This is a genomic window from Stenotrophomonas mori (genome assembly GCF_023556335.1).
GTDB lineage: Bacteria > Pseudomonadota > Gammaproteobacteria > Xanthomonadales > Xanthomonadaceae > Stenotrophomonas > Stenotrophomonas mori.
Genome location: NZ_JAIKTS010000001.1, coordinates 1,461,251 through 1,481,263, shown reverse-complemented (window position 1 = coordinate 1,481,263; position 20,013 = coordinate 1,461,251). Strand labels below are relative to the sequence as shown.

The 20,013-nt window shown below is 70.8% G+C and carries 21 protein-coding genes; 12 read left to right on the top strand and 9 right to left on the bottom strand.

The features are described 5' to 3' along the window. The first annotated feature begins 6 nt into the window (after positions 1-6). Entirely contained in the window at positions 7-729 is a 723-nt protein-coding gene (locus K5L01_RS06660) for a pseudouridine synthase (protein ID WP_250063056.1), read from the top strand. 19 nt (positions 730-748) lie between these two features. On the opposite strand, the gene K5L01_RS06655 is transcribed toward K5L01_RS06660, so the two are convergent. Beyond that, positions 749-1,684 (bottom strand): DMT family transporter, encoded by a 936-nt coding sequence (locus K5L01_RS06655; RefSeq protein ID WP_250063053.1) that lies wholly within the window; start codon positions 1,682-1,684, stop codon positions 749-751. A 520-nt stretch (positions 1,685-2,204) separates the two neighbouring features. Here K5L01_RS06655 and K5L01_RS06650 point away from each other — a divergent pair. Then, positions 2,205-3,785: a serine hydrolase gene (locus K5L01_RS06650; RefSeq protein ID WP_486669478.1), complete on the top strand. Its 1,581-nt coding sequence runs from the start codon at positions 2,205-2,207 to the stop codon at positions 3,783-3,785. Between the two features lie 115 nt (positions 3,786-3,900). After that, positions 3,901-5,733 (top strand): multidrug efflux ABC transporter SmrA, encoded by a 1,833-nt coding sequence (gene smrA / locus K5L01_RS06645; protein ID WP_250063052.1) that lies wholly within the window; start codon positions 3,901-3,903, stop codon positions 5,731-5,733. A gap of 217 nt (positions 5,734-5,950) precedes the next feature. Here smrA and K5L01_RS06640 read toward each other — a convergent pair whose 3' ends face one another. Together K5L01_RS06640 and K5L01_RS06635 are read right to left on the bottom strand one after the other, a co-directional pair. Next, positions 5,951-6,289 carry a tRNA-binding protein gene (locus tag K5L01_RS06640; RefSeq protein WP_250063049.1) on the bottom strand — a complete coding sequence of 113 codons (339 nt, stop codon included), beginning with the start codon at positions 6,287-6,289 and terminating at the stop codon, positions 5,951-5,953. Positions 6,290-6,417: 128 nt separating this feature from the next. Next, positions 6,418-8,229: a DUF885 domain-containing protein gene (locus tag K5L01_RS06635; RefSeq protein WP_250063047.1), complete on the bottom strand. Its 1,812-nt coding sequence runs from the start codon at positions 8,227-8,229 to the stop codon at positions 6,418-6,420. Between the two features lie 106 nt (positions 8,230-8,335). On the opposite strand from K5L01_RS06635, the gene K5L01_RS06630 reads away from it, so the two are divergent. Both K5L01_RS06630 and K5L01_RS06625 read left to right on the top strand, forming a co-directional pair. Beyond that, a complete protein-coding gene (locus K5L01_RS06630) occupies positions 8,336-8,692 on the top strand; it encodes a GFA family protein (RefSeq protein WP_250063045.1) in 357 nt (118 codons plus the stop codon). Then, positions 8,689-9,492: a DUF4349 domain-containing protein gene (locus tag K5L01_RS06625; RefSeq protein WP_250063043.1), complete on the top strand. Its 804-nt coding sequence runs from the start codon at positions 8,689-8,691 to the stop codon at positions 9,490-9,492. The genes K5L01_RS06630 and K5L01_RS06625 overlap by 4 nt, the downstream gene beginning before the upstream one ends. 29 nt (positions 9,493-9,521) lie before the next feature. Here the strand turns inward: K5L01_RS06625 and K5L01_RS06620 are convergent, their stop codons facing one another. Continuing rightward, positions 9,522-9,923 (bottom strand): OsmC family protein, encoded by a 402-nt coding sequence (locus K5L01_RS06620; protein WP_250063041.1) that lies wholly within the window; start codon positions 9,921-9,923, stop codon positions 9,522-9,524. Between the two features lie 115 nt (positions 9,924-10,038). After that, the gene (locus tag K5L01_RS06615) at positions 10,039-10,338 is read right to left on the bottom strand and encodes a hypothetical protein (RefSeq protein WP_250063039.1); all 300 of its coding nucleotides are present in this window, start codon (positions 10,336-10,338) and stop codon (positions 10,039-10,041) included. 209 nt (positions 10,339-10,547) lie between these two features. Between K5L01_RS06615 and K5L01_RS06610 the strand changes: the two genes are divergently transcribed. Then, positions 10,548-11,420 carry a DMT family transporter gene (locus K5L01_RS06610; protein ID WP_250063037.1) on the top strand — a complete coding sequence of 291 codons (873 nt, stop codon included), beginning with the start codon at positions 10,548-10,550 and terminating at the stop codon, positions 11,418-11,420. Positions 11,421-11,496: 76 nt separating this feature from the next. Here K5L01_RS06610 and K5L01_RS06605 read toward each other — a convergent pair whose 3' ends face one another. Continuing rightward, positions 11,497-12,390: a peptidylprolyl isomerase gene (locus K5L01_RS06605; protein ID WP_250063035.1), complete on the bottom strand. Its 894-nt coding sequence runs from the start codon at positions 12,388-12,390 to the stop codon at positions 11,497-11,499. Between the two features lie 148 nt (positions 12,391-12,538). Here K5L01_RS06605 and K5L01_RS06600 point away from each other — a divergent pair, with 148 nt between their 5' ends. From K5L01_RS06600 to K5L01_RS06580, 5 genes are all read left to right on the top strand, one after another. Then, entirely contained in the window at positions 12,539-12,904 is a 366-nt protein-coding gene (locus tag K5L01_RS06600; protein WP_250063033.1) for a PadR family transcriptional regulator, read from the top strand. Then, positions 12,901-13,881, top strand: a complete 981-nt coding sequence (locus tag K5L01_RS06595; protein WP_250063031.1) for a sensor domain-containing protein — start codon at positions 12,901-12,903, stop codon at positions 13,879-13,881. Before K5L01_RS06600 ends, K5L01_RS06595 begins: the two co-directional genes overlap by 4 nt. A gap of 523 nt (positions 13,882-14,404) precedes the next feature. After that, positions 14,405-15,013 (top strand): TetR/AcrR family transcriptional regulator, encoded by a 609-nt coding sequence (locus K5L01_RS06590; protein ID WP_250063029.1) that lies wholly within the window; start codon positions 14,405-14,407, stop codon positions 15,011-15,013. A gap of 52 nt (positions 15,014-15,065) precedes the next feature. Next, a complete protein-coding gene (locus tag K5L01_RS06585; protein ID WP_250063027.1) occupies positions 15,066-15,413 on the top strand; it encodes a DMT family transporter in 348 nt (115 codons plus the stop codon). A gap of 1 nt (position 15,414) precedes the next feature. Then, a complete protein-coding gene (locus K5L01_RS06580; RefSeq protein ID WP_250063025.1) occupies positions 15,415-15,729 on the top strand; it encodes a DMT family transporter in 315 nt (104 codons plus the stop codon). Positions 15,730-15,783: 54 nt separating this feature from the next. Here the strand turns inward: K5L01_RS06580 and K5L01_RS06575 are convergent, their stop codons facing one another. Together K5L01_RS06575 and K5L01_RS06570 are read right to left on the bottom strand one after the other, a co-directional pair. Then, positions 15,784-17,106 carry a polyhydroxyalkanoate depolymerase gene (locus tag K5L01_RS06575; RefSeq protein WP_250063023.1) on the bottom strand — a complete coding sequence of 441 codons (1,323 nt, stop codon included), beginning with the start codon at positions 17,104-17,106 and terminating at the stop codon, positions 15,784-15,786. Positions 17,107-17,187: 81 nt separating this feature from the next. Then, positions 17,188-17,784 (bottom strand): class I SAM-dependent DNA methyltransferase, encoded by a 597-nt coding sequence (locus K5L01_RS06570; RefSeq protein WP_250063021.1) that lies wholly within the window; start codon positions 17,782-17,784, stop codon positions 17,188-17,190. Between the two features lie 62 nt (positions 17,785-17,846). On the opposite strand from K5L01_RS06570, the gene K5L01_RS06565 reads away from it, so the two are divergent. After that, entirely contained in the window at positions 17,847-18,275 is a 429-nt protein-coding gene (locus tag K5L01_RS06565; protein WP_250063019.1) for a CopD family protein, read from the top strand. Between the two features lie 678 nt (positions 18,276-18,953). Here the strand turns inward: K5L01_RS06565 and K5L01_RS06560 are convergent. Next, the gene (locus tag K5L01_RS06560) at positions 18,954-19,913 is read right to left on the bottom strand and encodes an acetyl-CoA carboxylase carboxyltransferase subunit alpha (RefSeq protein WP_250063017.1); all 960 of its coding nucleotides are present in this window, start codon (positions 19,911-19,913) and stop codon (positions 18,954-18,956) included. Positions 19,914-20,013 lie beyond the last annotated feature (100 nt).

Genomic DNA, 20,013 nt, shown 5'->3' with positions numbered 1-20,013 from the left:
CCGCCGATGACGACCCGACTCAACAAGCACATCGCCGACACCGGCTTCTGTTCCCGCCGCGAGGCCGACCGCCTGCTGGCCGCGCGCCGGGTGACCGTCAACGGCCTGGTCGCTGGCACCGGCGCGGTGGTCGGCGAAGACGACGAGGTCCGCGTGGACGGCCAGCCGCTGCGCGCGCGTGTGGTGCAGAAGAGCACCGGACGGCGGCACGTGTACATCGCGTTGAACAAGCCGGTGGGCATCACCTGCACCACCGAAAGCGCGGTCAAGGGCAACATCGTCGACTTCGTCGGCCATGAGCAGCGGATCTTCCCGATCGGGCGCCTGGACAAGGATTCGGAAGGCCTGATCCTGATGACCAGCAACGGCGACATCGTCAACCAGATCCTGCGTGCCGAGAACGGCCACCAGAAGGAGTACCTGGTGGCGGTGAACAAGCCGGTCACCGATGATTTCCTGCGCGGAATGGCGCGCGGGGTGCGCATCCACGACCAGGTGACGCTGCCGTGCCGCACCACCCGGATCGCCAAGTTCGGTTTCCGCATCGTCCTGGAGCAGGGGCTGAACCGGCAGATCCGCCTGATGGCGGCGGCTTTCGGCTACCGCGTCACCCAACTGCGCCGGGTCCGCATCGACAACGTCCGGATCGGTGCGCTCAAGCCCGGCCAGTGGCGCAACCTCAGCGAGCAGGAACTGCGCGGGCTGTTGCCGCAGCAGCACCAGTGGTGAGCGGCGGGCCGCGCCCGGCTCAGGCCTGGCCCAGCCCCGGGCCGGCCATGCCCCCGGGCGCGCGCTGGAAACGGTTGAGCAGCGGATGCAGGAACACCGCGCCCAGGATGATCGCCACGCCAAGGTAGAACTGCGGGGTGAGCTCGTGCTGTTCGCCCAGGAACAGCATCGCCAGCACGATGGCGTAGACCGGCTCCAGGTTGGTCACCAGCTGGGTGGTGTAGGCGCTGAGGTGGCGCAGGGCCACCAGCGCCAGTGCGAACGGCAACAGGGTGCACAGCCCCGACAGGGCCAGCAGCAGCAGGCCGTCGCGCAGGCCGGGCAGCCCCCAGGGCGTGCCGGCCAGCGCCGGCAGCAGCAGCGGCAGGGCCGGCGCCAGCAGGGTCAGGGTCAGGGTGCCGGCGCCCAGTTCCAGCGCGGTGACGGTCAGCGGGTCGGCATGGCTGACCAGGCGCTTGTTGAACGACCCGAACAAGGCCACCAGGAAGGCCGACAGGGCGCCGACCGCCACCCCCAGGCGCATGCCGCCGGGTACGCCGCCGACCACCAGGGCCACGCCCGGCAGGACCGCCAGGCCCAGCGCCAGCTCGCGGGGCCGGAAGGGGCGCTGGGCGATCCAGGGCTCGACGATGGCGGTGAACACCGGGGCCAGCGCGATGCAGGTCGCCGCGACCGAGGCGTTGGCCAGCTTCACCGCGCCATAGAACGTGAGCCAGTGCAGCGCCACCAGCGCGCCGATGCCGGCATAGCCCAGCGCCAGCCGTGGCGTCAGTGCCGACAACCCGCGCCACACCCGCGGCAGCAGCGCCAGCATCGCCACCACCAGCAGCATGCGCCACCACACCAGCGGCAGTGCGGGCAGGGAGATGAGTTTGCCGAGGATGGCGGTGACGCCCCACAGCAATACGCAGAAATGGACCTGCAGCAGGGCTTTGCGGGTGTCGTCGGTCGGCATCCGGATATTGTCGCCGATGCGCCTGCCGGGTGCCGCCCCCCGGGCTTCAGTTCGGCTGGATCCGTCGCTGCAGGCCGGCCACGTCGCGGGCCGCCTGCGTGCGGTCACGGTGCGCTTGGGGTCTTCGGCCGAGAACACGAGGCCGTGCGGCTTCCGGGTGGCGAAGCAGGTCCCGTCGATCCCGATGCAGGTCAGCGCGTGGCTGTTCCTGCCCGGCCGGATGGAGCGTGTCGCCGCGCCATGGCGCACAGGTCCAGCCAGCGATGTCGAAGTGGACGCCGGCGGTGGTGTCCGGCGTGGCGAACAGCCCGTTCAAGCCGGGCGCCGATGGTGGCGGCGCCGGCGGGCATGCCGCACCGGACGCAGGGCCGGCCATGCCCGGCATGCGCCTGTCGCGGGTACACGCCGGGCGGCACGGTCCATGGTGTCGTTCCGGTGGCGTCGAAGCCGAGGGCGGGCGTGGCCGCGTTACCATCGCGGGAAGGCCGGTGTGCCGGCATCGATCCCGAGGGAGAACGCAGTGAACAAGTGGCTGGGCGGCGGGCTGGTGCTCGCGATGGGGGCGGCGGCGCAGGTCGCCGGCGCACAGGAGACGGCGGTACCGGTGGAGCTGCAGCAGCTCGACGCCACGGTGGAACGGGTACGGCAGCAGTTCGACGTACCCGGCGTGGCGGTGGCGGTGGTCAAGGACGGCAAGGTGCTGCTGGAACGCGGCTGGGGCCTGCGCGAGATCGGCAGGCCGGAGCCGGTGCAGGCCGACACGCTGTTCGCCATCGCCTCCAACACCAAGGCGTTCACCGCCACCTCGCTGAACCTGTTGGCGGAGGAAGGCCGACTGAAGATGGACGACCGGGTGATCGACCACCTGCCGTCGTTCCGCATGTCCGATCCCTACGTCACCGGCGAGATGCGCATCCGCGACCTGCTCTCGCACCGCAGCGGCCTGGGCCTGGGCGCCGGCGATCTGCTGTTCTGGCCGACCACCACCTACAGCAATGCCGAGGTGGTGGCGCGGCTGGCGCAGGTGCCGCTGAAGAACGGCTTCCGCGACCGCTATGCCTACGACAACATCCTCTACGCGGTGGCGCAGCAGGTGATCGAGACGGTGTCGGGACAACCGTTCGCCGACTTCCTGCAGCAGCGCATCTTCGACAGGGTCGGCATGGCCGGCACCCGCTACAACGCCGACCACCTGCAGCCCGGCGACAAGGCGGCCGTCGGCCATGCCAAGTACGACTTCAAGGACCTGCGCCCGGTGGCGCCGCTGACCTGGTCGAACAACGCCGGCGCCGGCGGCATCTATTCCAGCGTGCACGACCTGGCCCGGTGGATGAACGTGCAGCTGTCCGGCGGCCGGCTGGCCGACGGCACGCCGCTGTTCTCGGAGAAGACCCAGCAGCAGATGTGGCAGATGCAGATCCCGCAGGTCGTGGCGCCGCCATCCGTGCCGGCGCTGGCACCGGCGGTGCCCAACTTCGCCGGTTACGGCGAGGGCTGGAGCCTGAGCGACTACCGCGGGCAGAAGCTGGTGTGGCACACCGGCGGCTGGCCGGGGCAGGTGTCGCGGCTGACCCTGGTGCCCGGCCGCAACCTGGGCGTGGTGGTGCTGACCAACCAGGAGTCCGGGGCCGCGTTCAACGCCATCACCCTGAGCGTGCTCGACGCCCTGCTGGAGGCGCCGGCGCACGACTGGGTCGCCGCCTACGCGGCGAGCGTGGCCAAGGCGCAGGACAGCGCCGACGAGGGCTGGCAGAAGCACCTGGCCGCGCGTGCGGCGAAGAGCCGGCCCTCCCTGCCGCTGTCCGGTTATGCCGGCACCTACCGCGATGCGTGGTATGGCGACGTGTCCGTGGAGCAGAAGGGCGGCGCCCTGCGCCTGCGCTTCGGTGCCACCGCCGACCTGGCCGGCACGATGGAGCATTGGCAGCACGACACCTTCATCGTGCGCTGGGACAACCGTTCGCTGAATGCCGACGCCTTCGTCAACTTCAGCCTCGATCCGGACGGCCGGGTGCGCGATGTCCGCCTGCAGGCGGTCTCCTCGCTGACCGATTTCAGCTTCGACTTCCAGGACCTGCTGCTGCGGCCGGTGGCTCCGTAGCCGGCGCCCCGGCGGCGGCGCGCGGGCCGTCGCCGCCGGGTGTCCACGGCGCGTCAAGCATGCCACGGGCCACGATGGGACAATCGCGGTCCGTCCTGTTCTGCGCGGTGTGATGATGTTCCGCTGGTTCGAATCGTTGATACCCGTGTTTCCGCCGGCCGATCCGCGGACGCCGCCGCGCGGCGTCGCCGGCTTCTACCTGCACTACCTGCGCCCGGTGTGGCCGGTGCTGCTGGCCACGCTGCTGGCCGGACTGCTGCTGGCGCTGGTGGAAGTGGCGATGTTCGACTTCCTCGGCCGCATCGTGGACATGGTCGCCGGTCCGCCGGGCCCGGGGTTCTTCCAGCGCCATGCCGACGGGCTGCTGTGGATGCTGGCGATCACCGTGGTGGCGCGGCCGCTGCTGGTGGCGCTGCACAACCTGCTGGTCAACCAGGCCATCGTGCCGGGGCTGAGCAACCGCGCGCGCTGGCTGATGCACAACTACGTGGTGCGGCAGAGCCTGACCTTCTTCCAGAACGACTTCGCCGGCAGCGTCGCCAACCGGGTGATGCAGACCGGCACCTCGCTGCGCGAATCGGCGGTGCAGATGGTGGACTCGCTCTGGTACATCGTGGTCTACACCGGCACCGCGCTGTACCTGTTCGCGCAGGCGGACTGGCGGCTGATGCTGCCGCTGATGCTGTGGCTGCTGGCCTACGCGGCGATCCTCGGCTACTTCGTGCCGCGCGCCAAGCAGCGCGCCTGGATCGCCTCCGAGGCCCGCTCGCGGGCGATGGGGCGGATCGTGGACGGCTATACCAACATCGCCACGCTGAAGCTGTTCGCCCACGCCGGCCGTGAGCAGGCCTATGTCGCCGAGGCGATCGGCGAACTGGCGGTCAAGCACCGCGCGCAGACCCGCATCACCACCGCGATGGACCTGACCATCGCCATCGTCAACGGCTTCCTGATCGCCGGTACCTGCGGCCTGGCGCTGTGGCTGTGGAACGGCGGCCACATCACCGTCGGCGCGATCACCCTGGCCACCGGCCTGGTGATCCGCATCCACAACATGTCCGGCTGGATCATGTGGACCATCAACGGCATCTTCGAGGACATCGGCACGGTGCAGGACGGCATCACCACCATCGCCCAGCCGCTGACCGTCCAGGACCGGCCCGATGCGCTGCCGTTGCAGGTGGCCCATGGCGGCGTGCGTTTCCAGGACATCCACTTCCATTACGGCAAGAAGGGCGGGGTGATCGCCGGCCTGGACCTGGAGGTGCGGCCGGGCGAGAAGATCGGCCTGGTCGGCCCGTCCGGTGCCGGCAAGTCGACCCTGGTCAACGTACTGCTGCGCCTGTACGACCTGGAGAGCGGCCGCATCCTGATCGACGGCCAGGACATCGCCGGCGCCACCCAGGAAAGCCTGCGCCGGCAGATCGGCGTGGTCACCCAGGACACCTCGCTGCTGCACCGTTCGATCCGCGACAACCTGCTGTATGGCCGTCCCGACGCGAGCGAGGCGCAGCTGCATGCGGCCGTGGCCAAGGCGCGCGCCGACGGCTTCATCGGCGACCTGCGCGACAGCGAGGGCCGCAGCGGCTACGACGCCCATGTCGGCGAGCGCGGGGTGAAGCTCTCCGGTGGCCAGCGCCAGCGCATCGCCATCGCCCGCGTGCTGCTCAAGGACGCGCCGATCCTGGTGCTGGACGAAGCCACCTCGGCGCTGGACTCGGAGGTGGAGGCGGCCATCCAGGACAGCCTGGACGAGCTGATGGCCGGCAAGACGGTGATCGCCATCGCGCACCGCCTGTCCACCATCGCGCGCATGGACCGGCTGGTGGTGATGGACCAGGGACGCATCGTCGAGACCGGCACCCATGCCGAACTGATCGCCCGGGGCGGGCTGTATGCCCGGCTGTGGGCGCGCCAGACCGGCGGTTTCGTCGCCGCCGCCACCTGAGCCGGCGGCCGCGGCCTGGCGTTCCTGTCCGGCGGCCGCAGGCGCCGGGATCCGGTGCGTCCCGGTTCCGTCGTTCCTGTCCGGCTTCGCCCCGTGATGGGGCGGCGCACGCGCCGGGCCGCTCCAGGGAGCGCAGTGCGGGAGCGGACGGCGGCCACCGCCGTGGCGCGAAGCCGCGGACGGCGCGCAGGGGGCGGCCGCGTGCCGGCGGAACCGGCTAGGCCAGCCGGGTGCCGAGCGGGACCTCGTGTTCGGGCACGCACAGCGAAACCCGGCCGTCGGCGTCGTGGAAACCGGTGACCAGGCATTCGGACATCAGCGGGCCGATCTGCTTGGGCGGGAAGTTGACCACCGCCACCACCTGCTTGCCGACCAGCGCCTCGGGCGCATACAGGTCGGTGATCTGCGCGCTGGACTTGCGCACGCCGATCTCCGGGCCGAAATCCACGTGCAGGATGTAGGCCGGCTTGCGGGCCTTGGCGAACGGCTCGGCGGCCACCACGCGGCCCACGCGCAGTTCCACCTTGGCGAAGTCGTTCCAGTCGATCGTTTGCACGTGTGCACCTCGGTCATGGGGGCCTCGATCAATAGCCCCGAGGGCCGCGCAGCGTCAATAGCCGGTGCCGGAAACGACGGAGGCCCGGTTGCCCGGGCCCCGCCGTGTTCCATCGGGCGTGTCCGCGCTTACTCGATCGGCTGCTCCAGCATCAGCTGACGGGCGAAGCGCACCGGCGGCGCCCCGTAGGACAGGATCCGGTCGTGGTAGGCCTTCAGGTCGAAACCGTCGCCCAGCGCCTCCTGCGCGGCCTTGCGGGTGTCGAAGTGCTCCTGCGCGCCGACGAAGTAGGTCGGCAGCTGGGCCGAGGTCAGCTGCGCGCGCACCCACTTGCCGGCGGCCTCGCTTTCCTGCTGGAAGGCGTCATGGGTCATCAGCTTCATGGCCTGTTCGCGGCTCCAGCCGTCCACGTGCACGCCCTGGTCGAGGAGGGCGTTGGCGATGGTGCGCAGGTAGAACTTCAGCTGCACCAGGTGGAACAGCGGGTCGTTGTCCAGGTAGCCCTGCTCCTGCATCATCCGCTCGGTGTAGACCGCCCAGCCCTCGGCGAACAGGCCCGAGCGCAGCACCGCGCGCAGGGTCGAGGGGAACTTGCCCGAATGCCAGCCTTCCAGGTAGTGGCCCGGGGTGCCTTCGTGGATCGACAGCAGGTGGATCATGCGGCTGTTGTATTCACGCAGGAACGAATCGACCTGCTGGTCGTTCCAGTCGTCGGGGATCGGCGACACCGCGTAGAAGGTCTTCAGTTCCTTGTCCAGCGGGCCGGGCGAATCGCAGTAGGCCACCGCCACGCCGCGCTGGAACTCGGGCATCAGGATGATGTCCACCGGCGCGTCGGGCAGGGTCACCAGGTCGTGCGCGCGGACGAATTCGGTGGACTGCGCCAGCGAGGCGCGGGCGTCCTCGACCACCTTGTCGCGGGCCGGCTTGTCGGCATAGGCCAGTTCCAGCGCGGCCTCGATGGCGGCCTGCTGCTGGGCGTCGTCCGGCTCGGCCGGCATCGCCGGCGCGTCCGCCCGGTCCTTCAGGACCTCCTGGGCGATGGCGTACATGTCGCGGCGCACGCGGGCCAGTTCGGCGCGCGCGCGCTCGCCGATCTCCGCGCGCGACAGCGAGGAGTTGAGCGAGAAGCCCAGCTTCTGGTCGTATTTTTCCGCGCCGATGCGGAAGTCGCCCTTGGCATTGGGCACCAGGGTCTTGTCCAGCCAGTCCTGCTGCTCGGCGACGGCCGTGTCGAGGGCGGCCAGGGCGGCCTTCAGGCGCGCCTGGCCGTCGGCATCCAGCTCGCCGATGTGCGGGGTGATGAAGGTCTCGACCAGGCTGAGGATGCCCTTGTTCTGCTTGGCCACGGTCTCGGCGTGGACCTTCGGCACGCGCGCCGGATCGAGGTTGGCGCGGGCGGCGGCGAAGATCTGCGGGATCTTCTCGATGCGCGAGGTGGCCGAGCGCAGGCGCTCGGGCAGCGGCGCGAACTCGCGCGCCATCAGGCTGTAGATGGCGCTGCCGGCCAGGCCGTTGTAGACCTGTGGGTCCCATTGCCAGGACTGCAGGGTCTCGCTGCTCCAGATGTCCGACTGCAGCTGGTTGCGCAGGATGGCGGCGTCGACCTGGTTCTCGCGGTCGAGGTGCGCGACGTCGATCTTCTCCAGCTCGGCGAGCAGCGCCTTGTTGGCCTCCAGGCGCTGTTCCCGGCCGGCGGCGCTGAGGTCGTCGAGCTCGCCGTCGTAGCGGTGGTCGCCGATCTGGGTGGCGTCGACCGGGGACAGCTGCATCCAGGTATCCAGGGCCTTCTTCGACAGTTCGGCGAACTGGCCGTCGGCCTGGCTCTGGCCGGCCTGCCCGGCGGCGCTGGACGGAGCGGTGGGGGCGTCGCCGTTCTGGCAGCCGGCCAGGCTGGTGAGGCCGGCGAGCAGGGCGGCGGCGAGCAGGTGCTTGCGCATCGGTATACCTGTTGCTTTTGGAGAAACCCGCAGCATAGGCCAGGGGCCGCGGCCCTGCCCCTGCCATTGGCTTACCATGGCCTCCGGTATCCGCGGAGGACGCACGATGCACTACGAAGGCAGCTGTCATTGCGGGCGCATCGCGTTCACGTTCGCCTCGGAAGGGCCGGTCACCATGGCGGTGTCCTGCAACTGTTCGCTGTGCCGGCGCCGCGGCGCGCTGCTGTGGTTCGGCCCGCGCAGCGGGTTCGAACTGCAGGGTGAGCAGGACGCACTGGCCAGTTACCGCTTCAACAGCGGCCACATCGAGCACCGCCATTGCCGCCATTGCGGGGTGGCCCCGTTCAGCGAGGCGCTGGACCCGGCCACGGGCGAACCGGCGGTGGCCGTCAACCTGCGCTGCGTGCCGGCGCTGGACCTGGACACCCTGGCGATCACCGCCTACGACGGGGCCAGCCGATGAGTCTATGCCTGCGGCGGTTGCCGGGGCTGGCGACGGCGCTGCTGGCGCTGGCGCTGGTGGGCGCCTGTGCGCGGCCCGGCGAAGGAGGCGGCGGCGCGGCGGCGGAGGCCACGCTGGCCTCGCCGCAGGGCGCGTTCCTGGCCTACGAACACAGCGTCCAGCTGCGCCTGCCCGGTCCCCGGATCCCGTCGCGGCTGAAGGCGCTGGCCGACGCCTGCCAGGGCGGCCGCTTCGGCGACTGCGCGGTGCTGCAACTTTCGCAGAGCGGAGGGGGCGCCGCGTCCGGGTCGATCGAACTGCGGATCGCGCCGCAGGGCGTGGAGCCGATCATCGCCCTGGCCAGTGAGCAGGGAGAGACGGTACACCGCGACACCCGCGCCGAGGATCTTGCGCAGCAGGTGGCGGACACCCGGCTGGCCGAGACCCGGCTGCGCAGCGAGCATGCGCGCCTGCTCGCCTACCAGCAGCGCACGGACCTGGCCGTGGCCGACCTGTTGACGATTTCCCAGCGCCTGGCCGAGATCGAGGCCGGGCTGGAACAGGCCGGCCGGGAAGCGGCCCAGCAGCACAGGCGGATCGACACGCAGAAGGTGACGATCCGCCTGGACGCCACCAGCGCGCAGCGCAACCGCAGCGAGATCGGCCGCGCTCTGGGCGAGTTCGGCGGCATCTTCACCACCAGCCTGGCCTACCTGATCCGCTTCGCCGCCGGCGTGCTGCCGGTGCTGATCGTCGCCGCCCTGCTGGCCTGGGGCGTGCGTGCAGGGTGGCGCCGGCGGAAGGCCCGCCGCGGCGGTTGAGCCGGCGCCGGGCGTGACCGACCGGCGGGCTACCGCGCCGCCACGCGATGCTCGCTGGTGATGCGCGCGCCCTGGGCCATCGCCAGGGTGACCGGTGTGCGCGTGGCCACGTCCAGCAGGCGTTGCCACTGAGCGTCGTCCAAGGCGCCGCTGGCCGAAAGCGTGCGGTGCACCTGCAGGCGGCCATCGCTGTCGCGGCTGGAGACCAGCTCGGCGCTGAAACGGCCCAGGTCCCAGCCCTTCTTCTCGGCGTACATGCGCAGGGTGATGGCGGTGCACGACGCCAGCGCCGCCAGGTACAGCTCGAACGGCGCCATGCCCGCGTCCTGCCCACCGAGCGCGGGCGGCTCGTCGGACACCAGGACGTGGCGGCCGTTGCCTATGCGGTGGGTGTGCGGCGTGCCGGTGGATTCGATGGTGACGCGGGCCATGCGGGTGCTCCGGTGCGGGGGGAGGCGTCCACGCTAGCGTCGGCGCGGCCGGGCCGATAGCCCTGCCGGAGGGTCGGCGCGTTGCAGGCCGTGCGCCGCCGCCGGGGCGGACGGCTCAGGAAGCGGTGCCGTCGTCTTCGTACTCGATGACCACGCCGCGCTCGCGTGCCAACCGCGCCAGCGCCGACTGCAGGGTGCGCGCGGTGGCGGCGTTGCCGACCTCGACCTCCAGCTCATGGAGGCCGGGCCCGAGGTCGTCGGAGAGGCCGGCGGAGCTGGAGTCCTCGTCGTCCATGCGCGGCATCAGGCCGTCGGTGTCCTCGACGTGCTCGATGCCTTCCAGGCCGTTCAGCAGGTCGCTGACGGCCAGCGCGTCGTCGTCGGTGCCGGTGAGGCGGATGCGCAGCAGGGACATGGGGTTCTCCGTTCGGTGTCGGGGCCAGCTTGGGCGGGGGCCGGGCAAGGGCACGTGAAGTGCGGGCGGCCGCGCGGCGCACCGGCGCGGGCCATGGGGAATTGTCAGCGCGGCCGGTTGCGCGGATGCTTGCGTTCCATTGCCGGAGGCGTGTCCATGGTGTGCGGGGCGAAGGTGGCGAAGAAGAGGGTTTCCCGGGAGGACCGGCGATGAGCGGAACGGCATCGCCGCAGGCGGCGCGTGACTGGGCCACGCCCTTGGAACTGCTGGGCCTGGGCATGGTGTGGGGCGCGTCGTTCCTGTTCATGCGCATCGCGGTGCCGGAGTTCGGCGCGTATGCGCTGGTGGAGGTGCGGCTGGCCCTCGGTGCCCTGGTGCTGATGCCGTTCCTGTGGCGTGCGCGGGCGCAGTTCCCGGCATGGCGGTGGCGCTGGCTGGCGCCCATCGGCTTGATCAACTCGGCATTGCCGTTCGTGCTGTTCGCCTGGGCCGCGGAGCGGGCGCCGGCGGCGATCGGGGCGATCTGCAATGCGATGACGGTGCTGTTCGCGGCGCTGGTGGGGTTCCTGTTCTTCGGCGAGCGGATCGGGCCGCGGCGCGCGCTGGCGCTGCTGATCGGCTTTTCCGGGGTGGTGGTGCTGGCCACGGCGAAGGTTTCCGGCCTGGCGATCGGCCCGGCGGTGGTGGCCGGCACGGTGGCGGCGCTGCTCTATGGCGTGGGCGCCAACCTGGTCCGCCGGCATATGGGCGGGCTGCCGCCAGCCGCGGCCGCGGCCGCGACCCTGGGTTGCGCGACGTTGTGGATGTTGCCGCTGGCCTGGAGCCACTGGCCGCGGCAGCCGCCGTCGGCGTCGTCGTGGGCCAGCGCCATCGCGCTGGGGGTGCTGTGCACCGGGCTGGCGTTCCTGGTGTTCTACCGTTTGATCGGGCGGGTCGGGCCGTCGCGCGCGGCGACCGTGACCTACCTGATCCCGCTGTTCGGCGCCCTGTTTGCCTGGGCTGCCCTCGGCGAACCGGTGACCGTGCAGATGCTGGTCGCCGGCGGCCTGATCCTGGGCAGCGTGGCGGTCAGCCAGCGCTAGGCGGACAGGCCCGGCACGCTGTCCGCCGGGACCGGCGGAGCCAGCGCCGGGTGGCCGGGGCGGGACCGCGGCCTGCTCAGCGCACCGGCAGCGGGATGTTGCACAGGTCGACATGCCCTGCCGGACGCTTGTAGAACGCGTCGCGGCGGTTGCGGCGGGCTTCCACGGTATCGGCGAAGGTCCTGGAATCGGTGCGCAGCACCTGCAGCGGGGTGCGCTGCCCGGCCGGCACGTCGCTGGCCAGGCGGATCGAGCGGATCGGGGTGCGTTGCGCGGGGTCCTCGTAGAAGCCCATCGGTTCCGGCCCGCGCCTGGTCGCGCTCAGCAGTTCCATGCCCTTGAGCACGCGGCCGACCAGGGTGATGTTGCGGTCGAGCTGGCGCGGCGACTGACCGATGACCACGTACAGCTCGGCACCGATGCTGCTGTCCTCGTCGTTGTTGCGGCCGGCGCCGACCGCGCCGTAGCAGTGCGCCAGCCAGGTGTGCCCGCCATCGCCGGCCACGGCGAAATCGCCGACGAAACCGGTGCGTGCGGCCCAGCCATCGCGGTCGGGCAGGGCGGTGATGGCCAGTCCCTGCGAGGGACGCTGGAACTCGGCGGGCAGGTGGGTCCGGGCGCTGCCCAGCGGCCGGGCCCTGGCCGGGTCCTCGCCGTCGACGTCGCCGAACTGGACCACGAAGTTGTCCTGCGCGCGGTAGATGCTGGTGCCGTCCCAGAAGCCTTCACGGGCCAGGGTGCGGATGTTGCCAGCATGCGCGGGAGCGAAGTCGGGCGCCAGCTCGATCACCACGCGGCCGTCGTCCAGGTCCATGTACAGCAGGTTCTCGGCCCCGGGCGTATGCCAATCGCTGTCCGGCGAGGCGTCGAGGATCTCCTGCACGCTGCGGTACCCGGCCGGCGCCTCGGCGGCGGCGGCCGGCATGAGCAGCATCAGGGCCAGGGCCGGCAGCAAGGCGTGTCGCGTCATCGGTGGCTTCCCGGAGTGAGGTGGGCCGATTCTGCGCGATCCGCGCGCCCGGGGGCCAGCGGGCCGGCGAGAGGGTGACTACCGGCACATCCACTATAGCGAGGTTCGTAATAGTGTCCTCTCCAGACTAGTGGGCAGGAGCAGGGCCATGGGCGAACCCGACGCCCACCTCCGCAAATTCCAGAAGGAACTCAGTACCGGCACGGTGTCGCTGGCCCTGCTGGCGGTGCTGGGCAAGGCGCGCGAGCCGCTGTACGGCTACCTCATCGCCAAGGAACTGGAGCGGATGGGCGATGGCGTGCTCAGCGGGAAGCAGAGCGCGCTGTACCCGGTGCTGCGCAACCTGGAGGGCGCCGGCCTGCTGGAAAGCCATGTGGAGCCGTCGGTGGCAGGCCCGCCCCGGCGGTATTACCGCATCAACGACAACGGTCGTGCGGCACTGCGGCAATGGATCGCAGCCTGGACTGCCACCCGGGACTCGCTGGAGTCCGTACTGGAGGGAATCACGCTATGAATACCGAACCCGCGGCCACCGGCCTGCCGACCACGATCGCCGAATACCTGGAGCAGCTGCGTGCGGCCCTGGCCGGCGCCGACCCGGCGATGATCCAGGATGCGCTCTACGACGCCGAGGAATACCTGCGCTCGGAGCTGGCCGAACAGGCCGGCAAGAGCGAGGCCGAGGTGATCGCCGGGGTGGCCGGCAGCTATGGCGCGCCGGAGGAGGTGGCGGAGATCTACCGCGAGACCGAAGCGACGGTCAGCCGCGCGCTGCGCACGCCGGGTGCAAGGCCGCCCGCGGCCCCCCCGGCGCCACCGGCCGGCATCGGCATCGCGACGCCCGCGGCGGCCTCCGGCCGGGCGCAGCCGTCGTGGCTGATGCGCTTTTTCGGCGTGGTCCAGGACCCGCACGCCTATGGGGCGCTGTTCTACATGCTGTTGTCGGTGGCCACCGGCACGTTCTTCTTCACCTGGGTGGTGGCCGGATTGTCGTTGTCGCTGTCGCTGCTGATCCTGATCGTCGGGCTGCCGATCCTGCTGCTGTTCCTCGGCTCGGTGCGGGTGCTGTCGCTGGTGGAAGGGCGCCTTATCGAGACCCTGCTCGGCGTGCGCATGCCGCGCCGCCCGGCCTATACCGACAGGAGCCAGGGATGGCTGGCACGCATCGGCGCGATGTTTTCCGATGCGCGTACCTGGCTGACGATGCTCTACTTCCTGTTGATGCTGCCGCTGGGCGTGGCCTACTTCAGCGTGGCCACGACGCTGCTGTCGCTGTCGCTGGGGATGGTGTTCGCGCCGCTGGCGCGGCTGCTGTTCGGCCACCACACGGCCGGCATCTGGATCAACGGCGTGGATTTCGGCGGGTCGGTCTGGCTGTGGCCGCTGTCGGTGACGGTCGGCGTGCTGCTGCTGTTCACCACTCTGCACCTGGCACGGGCCGTCGGCAGGGCGCACGGCGCCCTGGCCAAGCACTTGCTGGTACGCCAGTAGCCGCTGGCCGGCGGTCACGGCATCGGCGTGGTGGCGGGCGTTCCATGCGGGATGCCCGCGCGGTGGCGGCAAGGCGCTCCGCGGCGGCAGGGCGTGGTGGGCGCGAGCGCGTCGGCGCGGCCTGCCCGGACGTGATCTCCCGGACCGCAGGCTGCGGTCCGCGGGCGCAGCGATCGGTGGCATGCGGGACGCGCCGCCGCGCGGTGCGCCATAAGCCGGTGGCCGGGAGCCGGGAAGGGCGATGCTGGAGTGGTTGCGATTCCAGGATGCGGATGGGTCTTGCCCGGCAGGAGTCGTGCGCACCAGGAGCCTGGTGCCGGACGGAAGCGTGCAGCGGCCAGGAGCGGAGGTTGATGGGCGGCGGCAGACCGGTGCGCGACCGCGCGGGCAGTCCGCCGCGGCCGGTCGCGGGTTGCCCGTGCGGTACAGCCCAGACCTGCGCCCGCAGGCCCTTGCGGGCCGCTTGAACGCGTGCTGACCCGCCACGGCCGGTCGGGTTGATCGGCAGGAAATCGGCCCTAGAATGACTGACAATCAGTCATATGCGTGGGTCATGAGCAAGCGCGACACCATCATCGACGCCGCCCTCGCCGTGTTCGGCGAGAAGGGCGTGGAAAAGACCACGGTCTCGGACATCGTCAAGCGCGCGGGCATCGCGCAGGGCACCTTCTACCTGTATTTCCCGTCGCGGCTGGCGGTGATGGGCGGCATCGCCGAGCAGGTGCTCGCGCGGCTGCTGCGCCGGCTGCAGGAAGCGCTGGGCGCGCTGCCGCCGGCGGCGCAGCTGGATGGCCTGGTCGGCACGGTGTTCGCCGAAGTGGCGGCGCAGCACCAGGTGGTGGCGCTGCTGTACAGCGGGATGACGCAGACCGAGGAGATGCGCCGCTGGGAGCAGATCTACGCGCCATTGTACGACTGGCTGGAGGCGGTGCTCGAGAACGCGCGCGCCGAGGGGACGATCGCCGCCGGGGTGCGGCCGCGGCATGCCGCGCGGGTGCTGGTCGGCGCCATCGAGGCGGCTGCGGAGCAGGTGTACCTGTACGCCGCCACGTCGGCGGACGAAGCGCAGGCGCACCGGGCCGAACTGGAGCGCTTCATCCATGCCGGACTTGGCCGGACCGGGAACCCCTGAAGCATTCCCCGCGCCGTCCGGCGCATGCATCAACTGGAAAGAGGAGCACGACATGGCCGGCAAGGGCTGGATGTATGTGGCCCTGACCTGCGCCTTCGAGCTGGTCTGGGTCTACGGGTTCAACGTGGCATCGGCCGGCTGGCACTGGGCGCTGATCGTCGCGGTCATCATGGTGGACTTCCAGTGGCTGGCACGCGCGTGCCGGACGCTGCCCACCGGCACGGTGTACGCGGTATTCGCCGCGGTCGGCACGCTGGGCGCGGCGCTGATGGACATCCTGTTGTTCGACGGCCACTTCAGCATGGCCAAGGGCATCTTCATGGCGGTGCTGGTGGTGGGCGTGGTCGCGCTCAAGCTGGCCGATGGCCGCGGCGCCGAGGGCGCCGCGCAGGAGCACTGAAATGGGCTGGTTCCTCGTGGTCGCCGGTGCGCTGATGGAGACGGTGGGCGTGATCGGGCTGACGCGCTACAGCGGGCGCCGGAGCCTGCTCAACGGCGTGCTGTACGTCGGTGGATTCGCCGCGTCGTTCGTGCTGCTCTACCAGTCCTTCCGCTACCTCCAGCTGAGCGTGGCCTATGCGGTGTGGGTCGGCCTGGGGACGGCCGCGGCGGTCCTGGTGGGCATGCTGTTCTTCGGCGAATCGCGCCGTCCGGCGCGGTTGCTGAGCGTGGCCGTGATCGTGGTCGGCGTGGTCGGCCTGAAGGCGGTCTCATGACGCCGGTGCCGTCGCCGGTGCACCGCGGGTTCGGTGCCCGCGGCAGGCGGCGGGTCAGCGCTGCGCGCGGCGCGGCAGCGCGGTGACGTTGCTGGCGTCGGACGACTTGCGTGCCTTCCTGCCTGCGGCCGCCGGTTGCGACTGGGCAATGAAGAAGTCGCGTACCCGCGGGTAGACGACCTCGCGCCAGCGACGGCCGCTGAAGATGCCGTAGTGGCCGGCCCCCTCGACGATGAAGTGCTCGCGGCGTGCCGCCGGGATGCCGGTGCACAGCTTCTGCGCGGCCTCGGTCTGGCCCAGCCCGGCGATGTCGTCCAGCTCGCCCTCGATGCTCAGCAGCGCGGTATCGCGGATCGCCGACGGATCCACGCGCTCGCCGCGTACCCGCCATTCGCCGCGCGGCAGCAGGAACTCCTGGAACACCACGCGGATGGTGTCAAGGTAGAACTGCGCCGGCATGTCCAGCACCGCGTTGTACTCGTCGTAGAAGCGGCGGTGGGCGTTGGCGTCGTCCATGTCGCCCTTGACCAGGTCGGTATAGAAATCCCAGTGCGACATCAGGTGGCGGCTGGGGTTCATCGCCACGAACCCGGTGTGCTGCAGGAACCCAGGGTACACGCGGCGGCCCTGGCCCGGATAGGGCGCCGGCACCGTGTGGATGACGTTGTTCTCGAACCATGACAGCGGGTTGCGCGTGGCCAGGTTGTTGACCGCGGTCGGGCTGCAGCGGGCATCGATCGGGCCGCCCATCATCACCAGCGAGCGCGGGGTGGCCTCGCCGCGGCCGGCCATCAGCGACACCGCCGCCAGCACCGGCACGGTCGGCTGGCAGACGCTGACCACGTGCACGTTCTCGGCGCCCAGGTGGCGGATGAATTCCTGCACGTAGCCGATGTAGTCGTCCAGCCCGAACTCGCCCTGTTCCACCGGCACCATGCGCGCATCGATCCAGTCGGTGACATACACCCGGTGATCGCGCAGCAGGGTGCGCACGGTGTCGCGCAGCAGGGTGGCGTGATGCCCGGACAGCGGCGCCACCACGAGGACCGCGGGCTGCGCCAGCAGCGCCTCCACCCGGGTGCTCTCGTTGCTGTGGCGCTTGAAGCGCAGCAGCCGGCAGAAGGGCTTCTCGATCTCGGTGAGCTGGGCGATGGGGACGATCTCGCCGTCCAGCTCCAGCTCGTGGATGTCCCACTCCGGCTTTTCGTAGTCCTTGCCGATGCGGTGGAACAGCTCGTTCATCGCCGCCAGCCGGTCGGCCCCGGGCATCGACGACCACCAGTGCCCCGGGTTGTTGAAGAACGCCGCATTGGCCTGAGCCTGGTGGACCCAGGGCGCCAGCAGGTTGCGGGTCATCTCATGCAGTTGATAGAGCATGCCGGTCGATATGTACGGTCATATGATGCTGCGCAGCATAGCGCAAAGCCGGCCCGGCCGGGGCCGGAGAGCCGGCCGGCGTCAGCGGCCGCCTTCCAGGGCGGCCACGTCGTCGTCGAACGCCGGGCCCAGCCAGCAGTGCGAGCCCACCGCGCGGAAGCCGACGCCGCGCAGCTGGCGGCGGTACCACGCCGCGGTACGCGGCTGGAAACCCTCGCGGTCGCCCTGGAAGGCGTCCTCGACGCTGAAGGTCTCCAGGAAGGCCACCCCGCCGCACAGCTCGGCCAGGCCGGCCAGGCCCTGCCGCAGCTCGCGGCTGGGCACGTAGTGCATGACGTCCGAGCACACCAGCAAGTCCACCGGCGCACACGGGCGCAGCCACTGGAAATCGCCGAAGCGCGCCAGGTGCAGGTTGCGGCGGGCGCCATGCCGCCGCACCGCGTACTCGCTGCCGTCGAAGCCCAGGTAGCGCAGCGCCGGCCGCAGCTTCAGCAGTGGCGCCCGCCAGGCGCCTTCGCCGCAGCCGATGTCCAGCACGCTGCGCACGGGGCGCTCCAGGTAGTACTCGGCCGCGGCCACGGCGAGCTGCACCTTGCGCGCCAGGCGCGCCGGTCCACCGAGGTCGCCGCTGCGGTACCAGCGCTGGAAGTAGGCGGCGTCGTAGTGTTTTTCCTGCATGTGCGTGAAGGCGGCGGATGGGCGAAAATGCGGCCATCCTACGCCGCCGATGGAGCCAGCGCATGCAGTCGTACCTCTGGGTGAAAACCTTCCACGTGGTCTTCGTGATGGCGTGGATGGCCGCGGTGTTCTACCTGCCGCGGATCCTGGTCAACCTGGCCGAGGCCGGCGCGCAGGCGCAGGTCGCCGAGCGGCTGCAGCTGATGGGACGGCGGCTGTACCGGTTCGGGCATGTCATGTTCGGCCTGGCCTTCCTGCTGGGCCTGGCGCTGTGGCTGCATTTCGGTGTCGGCAAGGGCACCGGCTGGCTGCATGCCAAGCTTGGGCTGGTGGTGCTGCTGCTGGTGTATTTCGTGGTCACCGGCCGCTGGTTGAAGGGGCTGGCCAAGGGGCGGGGGCTGCCCTCGTCGCGTGCGCTGCGCTGGTTCAACGAACTGCCGCTGCTGCTGTTCATCGCGGTCGTCTACCTGGTGCTCGGCAAGCCGTTCTGAGGGCGGCGGCCAGCCGGCCGCCGGTCGCGCGCGCCGCGTCCGCGTGCTCCACGTGTGCCGTGCCGGGCGGTCCGGTCGCGGCGCCTGGCTGCAGCGCAGCCGGGCACTGGCTCCATCCGCTGCGCCGGCAAGGCCTGGCCCGGGTGCCGCCTTCTCGCCGGAGGGGTGGGGCGGGCGGCGCAGGGCAGGCAGGACGGTTCCGCCGTCGCCGCTGTGCTTCAGCGTGCGGATCCGTCGTCGCAGCCGGCTTTGATGGAAGAACGGAGGGAGGCGCCGGGTACGCCGGTGATCCGCCTCCCGGAGATGCGGTGCCCGACGGGCGCCAGCGCTGTCCCTTTGCGCGCTGGCCGGCTCCGGCATCCCGGACACAGCGCGGGGGTGCCGGTGGGGCGGTGTTTTCCGGATAGGGGGCGCCGCGGTGCCGGCATGCCCGCTGCTGGCAGGGCGCGAGGACCGGTTGTCCGGTGAGCCGCGCGTGTGCCCGGTTGCGGGCCGTACCGCCCGCTATCGGAGACGCCGTTCCGGCCGTCCCCGGCGATGCCAGGGAGCCGCACGGCCAGGTGCGGGAACGCCCGCAGCAGGGGGCCGTTACCGACGCCGCCCGCTGCACGCTATGTGCACGCCGCAGAGGGTGTGCAGGGGAGAGCGGGGCTTGGCCCGTCCAGCCCCGCAACGGGCTCAGGCGGCCGCGTAGGTGCCGTAGCCGCGCAGGCGCGCGTAGCGCCTGGCCAGCAGTTCGTCGAGCGGAAGCTTCTCCAGCGCATCCAGCTCGTTGAGCAGCACGGCCTTCAGGCGCCGGCCCATCTGCCGCGGATTGCGGTGGGCGCCGCCGATCGGTTCGCGCACGACCTTGTCCACCAGCCCCAGGCTCTTCAGGCGCGGCGCGGTCATGCCCAGCTGTTCGGCGGCCTCCTTGCTCTTGCCGGCGTCCTTCCACAGGATCGAGGCGCAGCCTTCCGGGCTGATGGTCGAATAGACGCTGTACTCGAGCATCACCGTGCGGTCGCCCACGCCCAGTGCCAGCGCGCCGCCGGAACCGCCTTCGCCGATCACGGTGCAGATCACCGGGACCTTCAGCTCGGCCATTTCCATCAGGTTGCGGGCGATGGCTTCGGACTGGCCGCGCTCCTCGGCGTCGATGCCCGGCCAGGCGCCGGCGGTGTCGATCAGGGTCAGCACCGGCAGCTTGAAGCGCTCGGCGAGCTTCATCAGGCGCAGGGCCTTGCGGTAGCCCTCGGGCTTGGGCATGCCGAAGTTGCGCTTGATCTTTTCCTTGGTGTCGCGGCCCTTCTGGTGGCCGATCAGCATCACCGGGCGGCCGTCGATGCGGGCCAGGCCGCCGACGATCGCCTTGTCGTCGGCGAACGCGCGGTCGCCGGCCAGTTCCTGGAACTCGTCGCAGAAGATGCCGATGTAATCCATCGTGTAGGGGCGCGACGGATGCCGGGCCACCTGCAGGACCTGCCACGAGGAGAGGTTGCGGAAGATCTGCGCAGTGCGCAGCCGCAGCTTGTCCTCCAGGGTCCGGACTTCCGTCTCGACATTGACCGCCGGGCCGGCGCTGGCACTGCGCAGGTCCTGGATCTTGGCTTCCAGATCGGCGATGGGCTGCTCGAAATCGAGGTAGTTCGGATTCATCGGAAACCGTCTTGAATGTAAAGGGAGGAAGTGTAGCCGAACGCGTTCGCGCAACCCGTACGCGTCCGTCCGGATGCCGTATGGCCGGCGCCGGAACGCT

What these genes read in the sequence shown, in the direction of transcription:
- K5L01_RS06620 (WP_250063041.1), bottom strand. Translation starts at nt 9,923, where the DNA reads ATGGCCCGCGTCACCATCGAATCCACCGGCACGCCGCACACCCACCGC.
- K5L01_RS06655 (WP_250063053.1), bottom strand. Translation starts at nt 1,684, where the DNA reads ATGCCGACCGACGACACCCGCAAAGCCCTGCTGCAGGTCCATTTCTGC.
- K5L01_RS06630 (WP_250063045.1), top strand. Translation starts at nt 8,336, where the DNA reads ATGCACTACGAAGGCAGCTGTCATTGCGGGCGCATCGCGTTCACGTTC.
- K5L01_RS06570 (WP_250063021.1), bottom strand. Translation starts at nt 17,784, where the DNA reads ATGCAGGAAAAACACTACGACGCCGCCTACTTCCAGCGCTGGTACCGC.
- K5L01_RS06610 (WP_250063037.1), top strand. Translation starts at nt 10,548, where the DNA reads ATGAGCGGAACGGCATCGCCGCAGGCGGCGCGTGACTGGGCCACGCCC.
- K5L01_RS06605 (WP_250063035.1), bottom strand. Translation starts at nt 12,390, where the DNA reads ATGACGCGACACGCCTTGCTGCCGGCCCTGGCCCTGATGCTGCTCATG.
- K5L01_RS06590 (WP_250063029.1), top strand. Translation starts at nt 14,405, where the DNA reads ATGACTGACAATCAGTCATATGCGTGGGTCATGAGCAAGCGCGACACC.
- K5L01_RS06560 (WP_250063017.1), bottom strand. Translation starts at nt 19,913, where the DNA reads ATGAATCCGAACTACCTCGATTTCGAGCAGCCCATCGCCGATCTGGAA.
- K5L01_RS06625 (WP_250063043.1), top strand. Translation starts at nt 8,689, where the DNA reads ATGAGTCTATGCCTGCGGCGGTTGCCGGGGCTGGCGACGGCGCTGCTG.
- K5L01_RS06635 (WP_250063047.1), bottom strand. Translation starts at nt 8,229, where the DNA reads ATGCGCAAGCACCTGCTCGCCGCCGCCCTGCTCGCCGGCCTCACCAGC.
- K5L01_RS06575 (WP_250063023.1), bottom strand. Translation starts at nt 17,106, where the DNA reads ATGCTCTATCAACTGCATGAGATGACCCGCAACCTGCTGGCGCCCTGG.
- K5L01_RS06600 (WP_250063033.1), top strand. Translation starts at nt 12,539, where the DNA reads ATGGGCGAACCCGACGCCCACCTCCGCAAATTCCAGAAGGAACTCAGT.
- K5L01_RS06595 (WP_250063031.1), top strand. Translation starts at nt 12,901, where the DNA reads ATGAATACCGAACCCGCGGCCACCGGCCTGCCGACCACGATCGCCGAA.
- K5L01_RS06660 (WP_250063056.1), top strand. Translation starts at nt 7, where the DNA reads ATGACGACCCGACTCAACAAGCACATCGCCGACACCGGCTTCTGTTCC.
- K5L01_RS06585 (WP_250063027.1), top strand. Translation starts at nt 15,066, where the DNA reads ATGGCCGGCAAGGGCTGGATGTATGTGGCCCTGACCTGCGCCTTCGAG.
- K5L01_RS06565 (WP_250063019.1), top strand. Translation starts at nt 17,847, where the DNA reads ATGCAGTCGTACCTCTGGGTGAAAACCTTCCACGTGGTCTTCGTGATG.
- K5L01_RS06580 (WP_250063025.1), top strand. Translation starts at nt 15,415, where the DNA reads ATGGGCTGGTTCCTCGTGGTCGCCGGTGCGCTGATGGAGACGGTGGGC.
- smrA (WP_250063052.1), top strand. Translation starts at nt 3,901, where the DNA reads ATGTTCCGCTGGTTCGAATCGTTGATACCCGTGTTTCCGCCGGCCGAT.
- K5L01_RS06615 (WP_250063039.1), bottom strand. Translation starts at nt 10,338, where the DNA reads ATGTCCCTGCTGCGCATCCGCCTCACCGGCACCGACGACGACGCGCTG.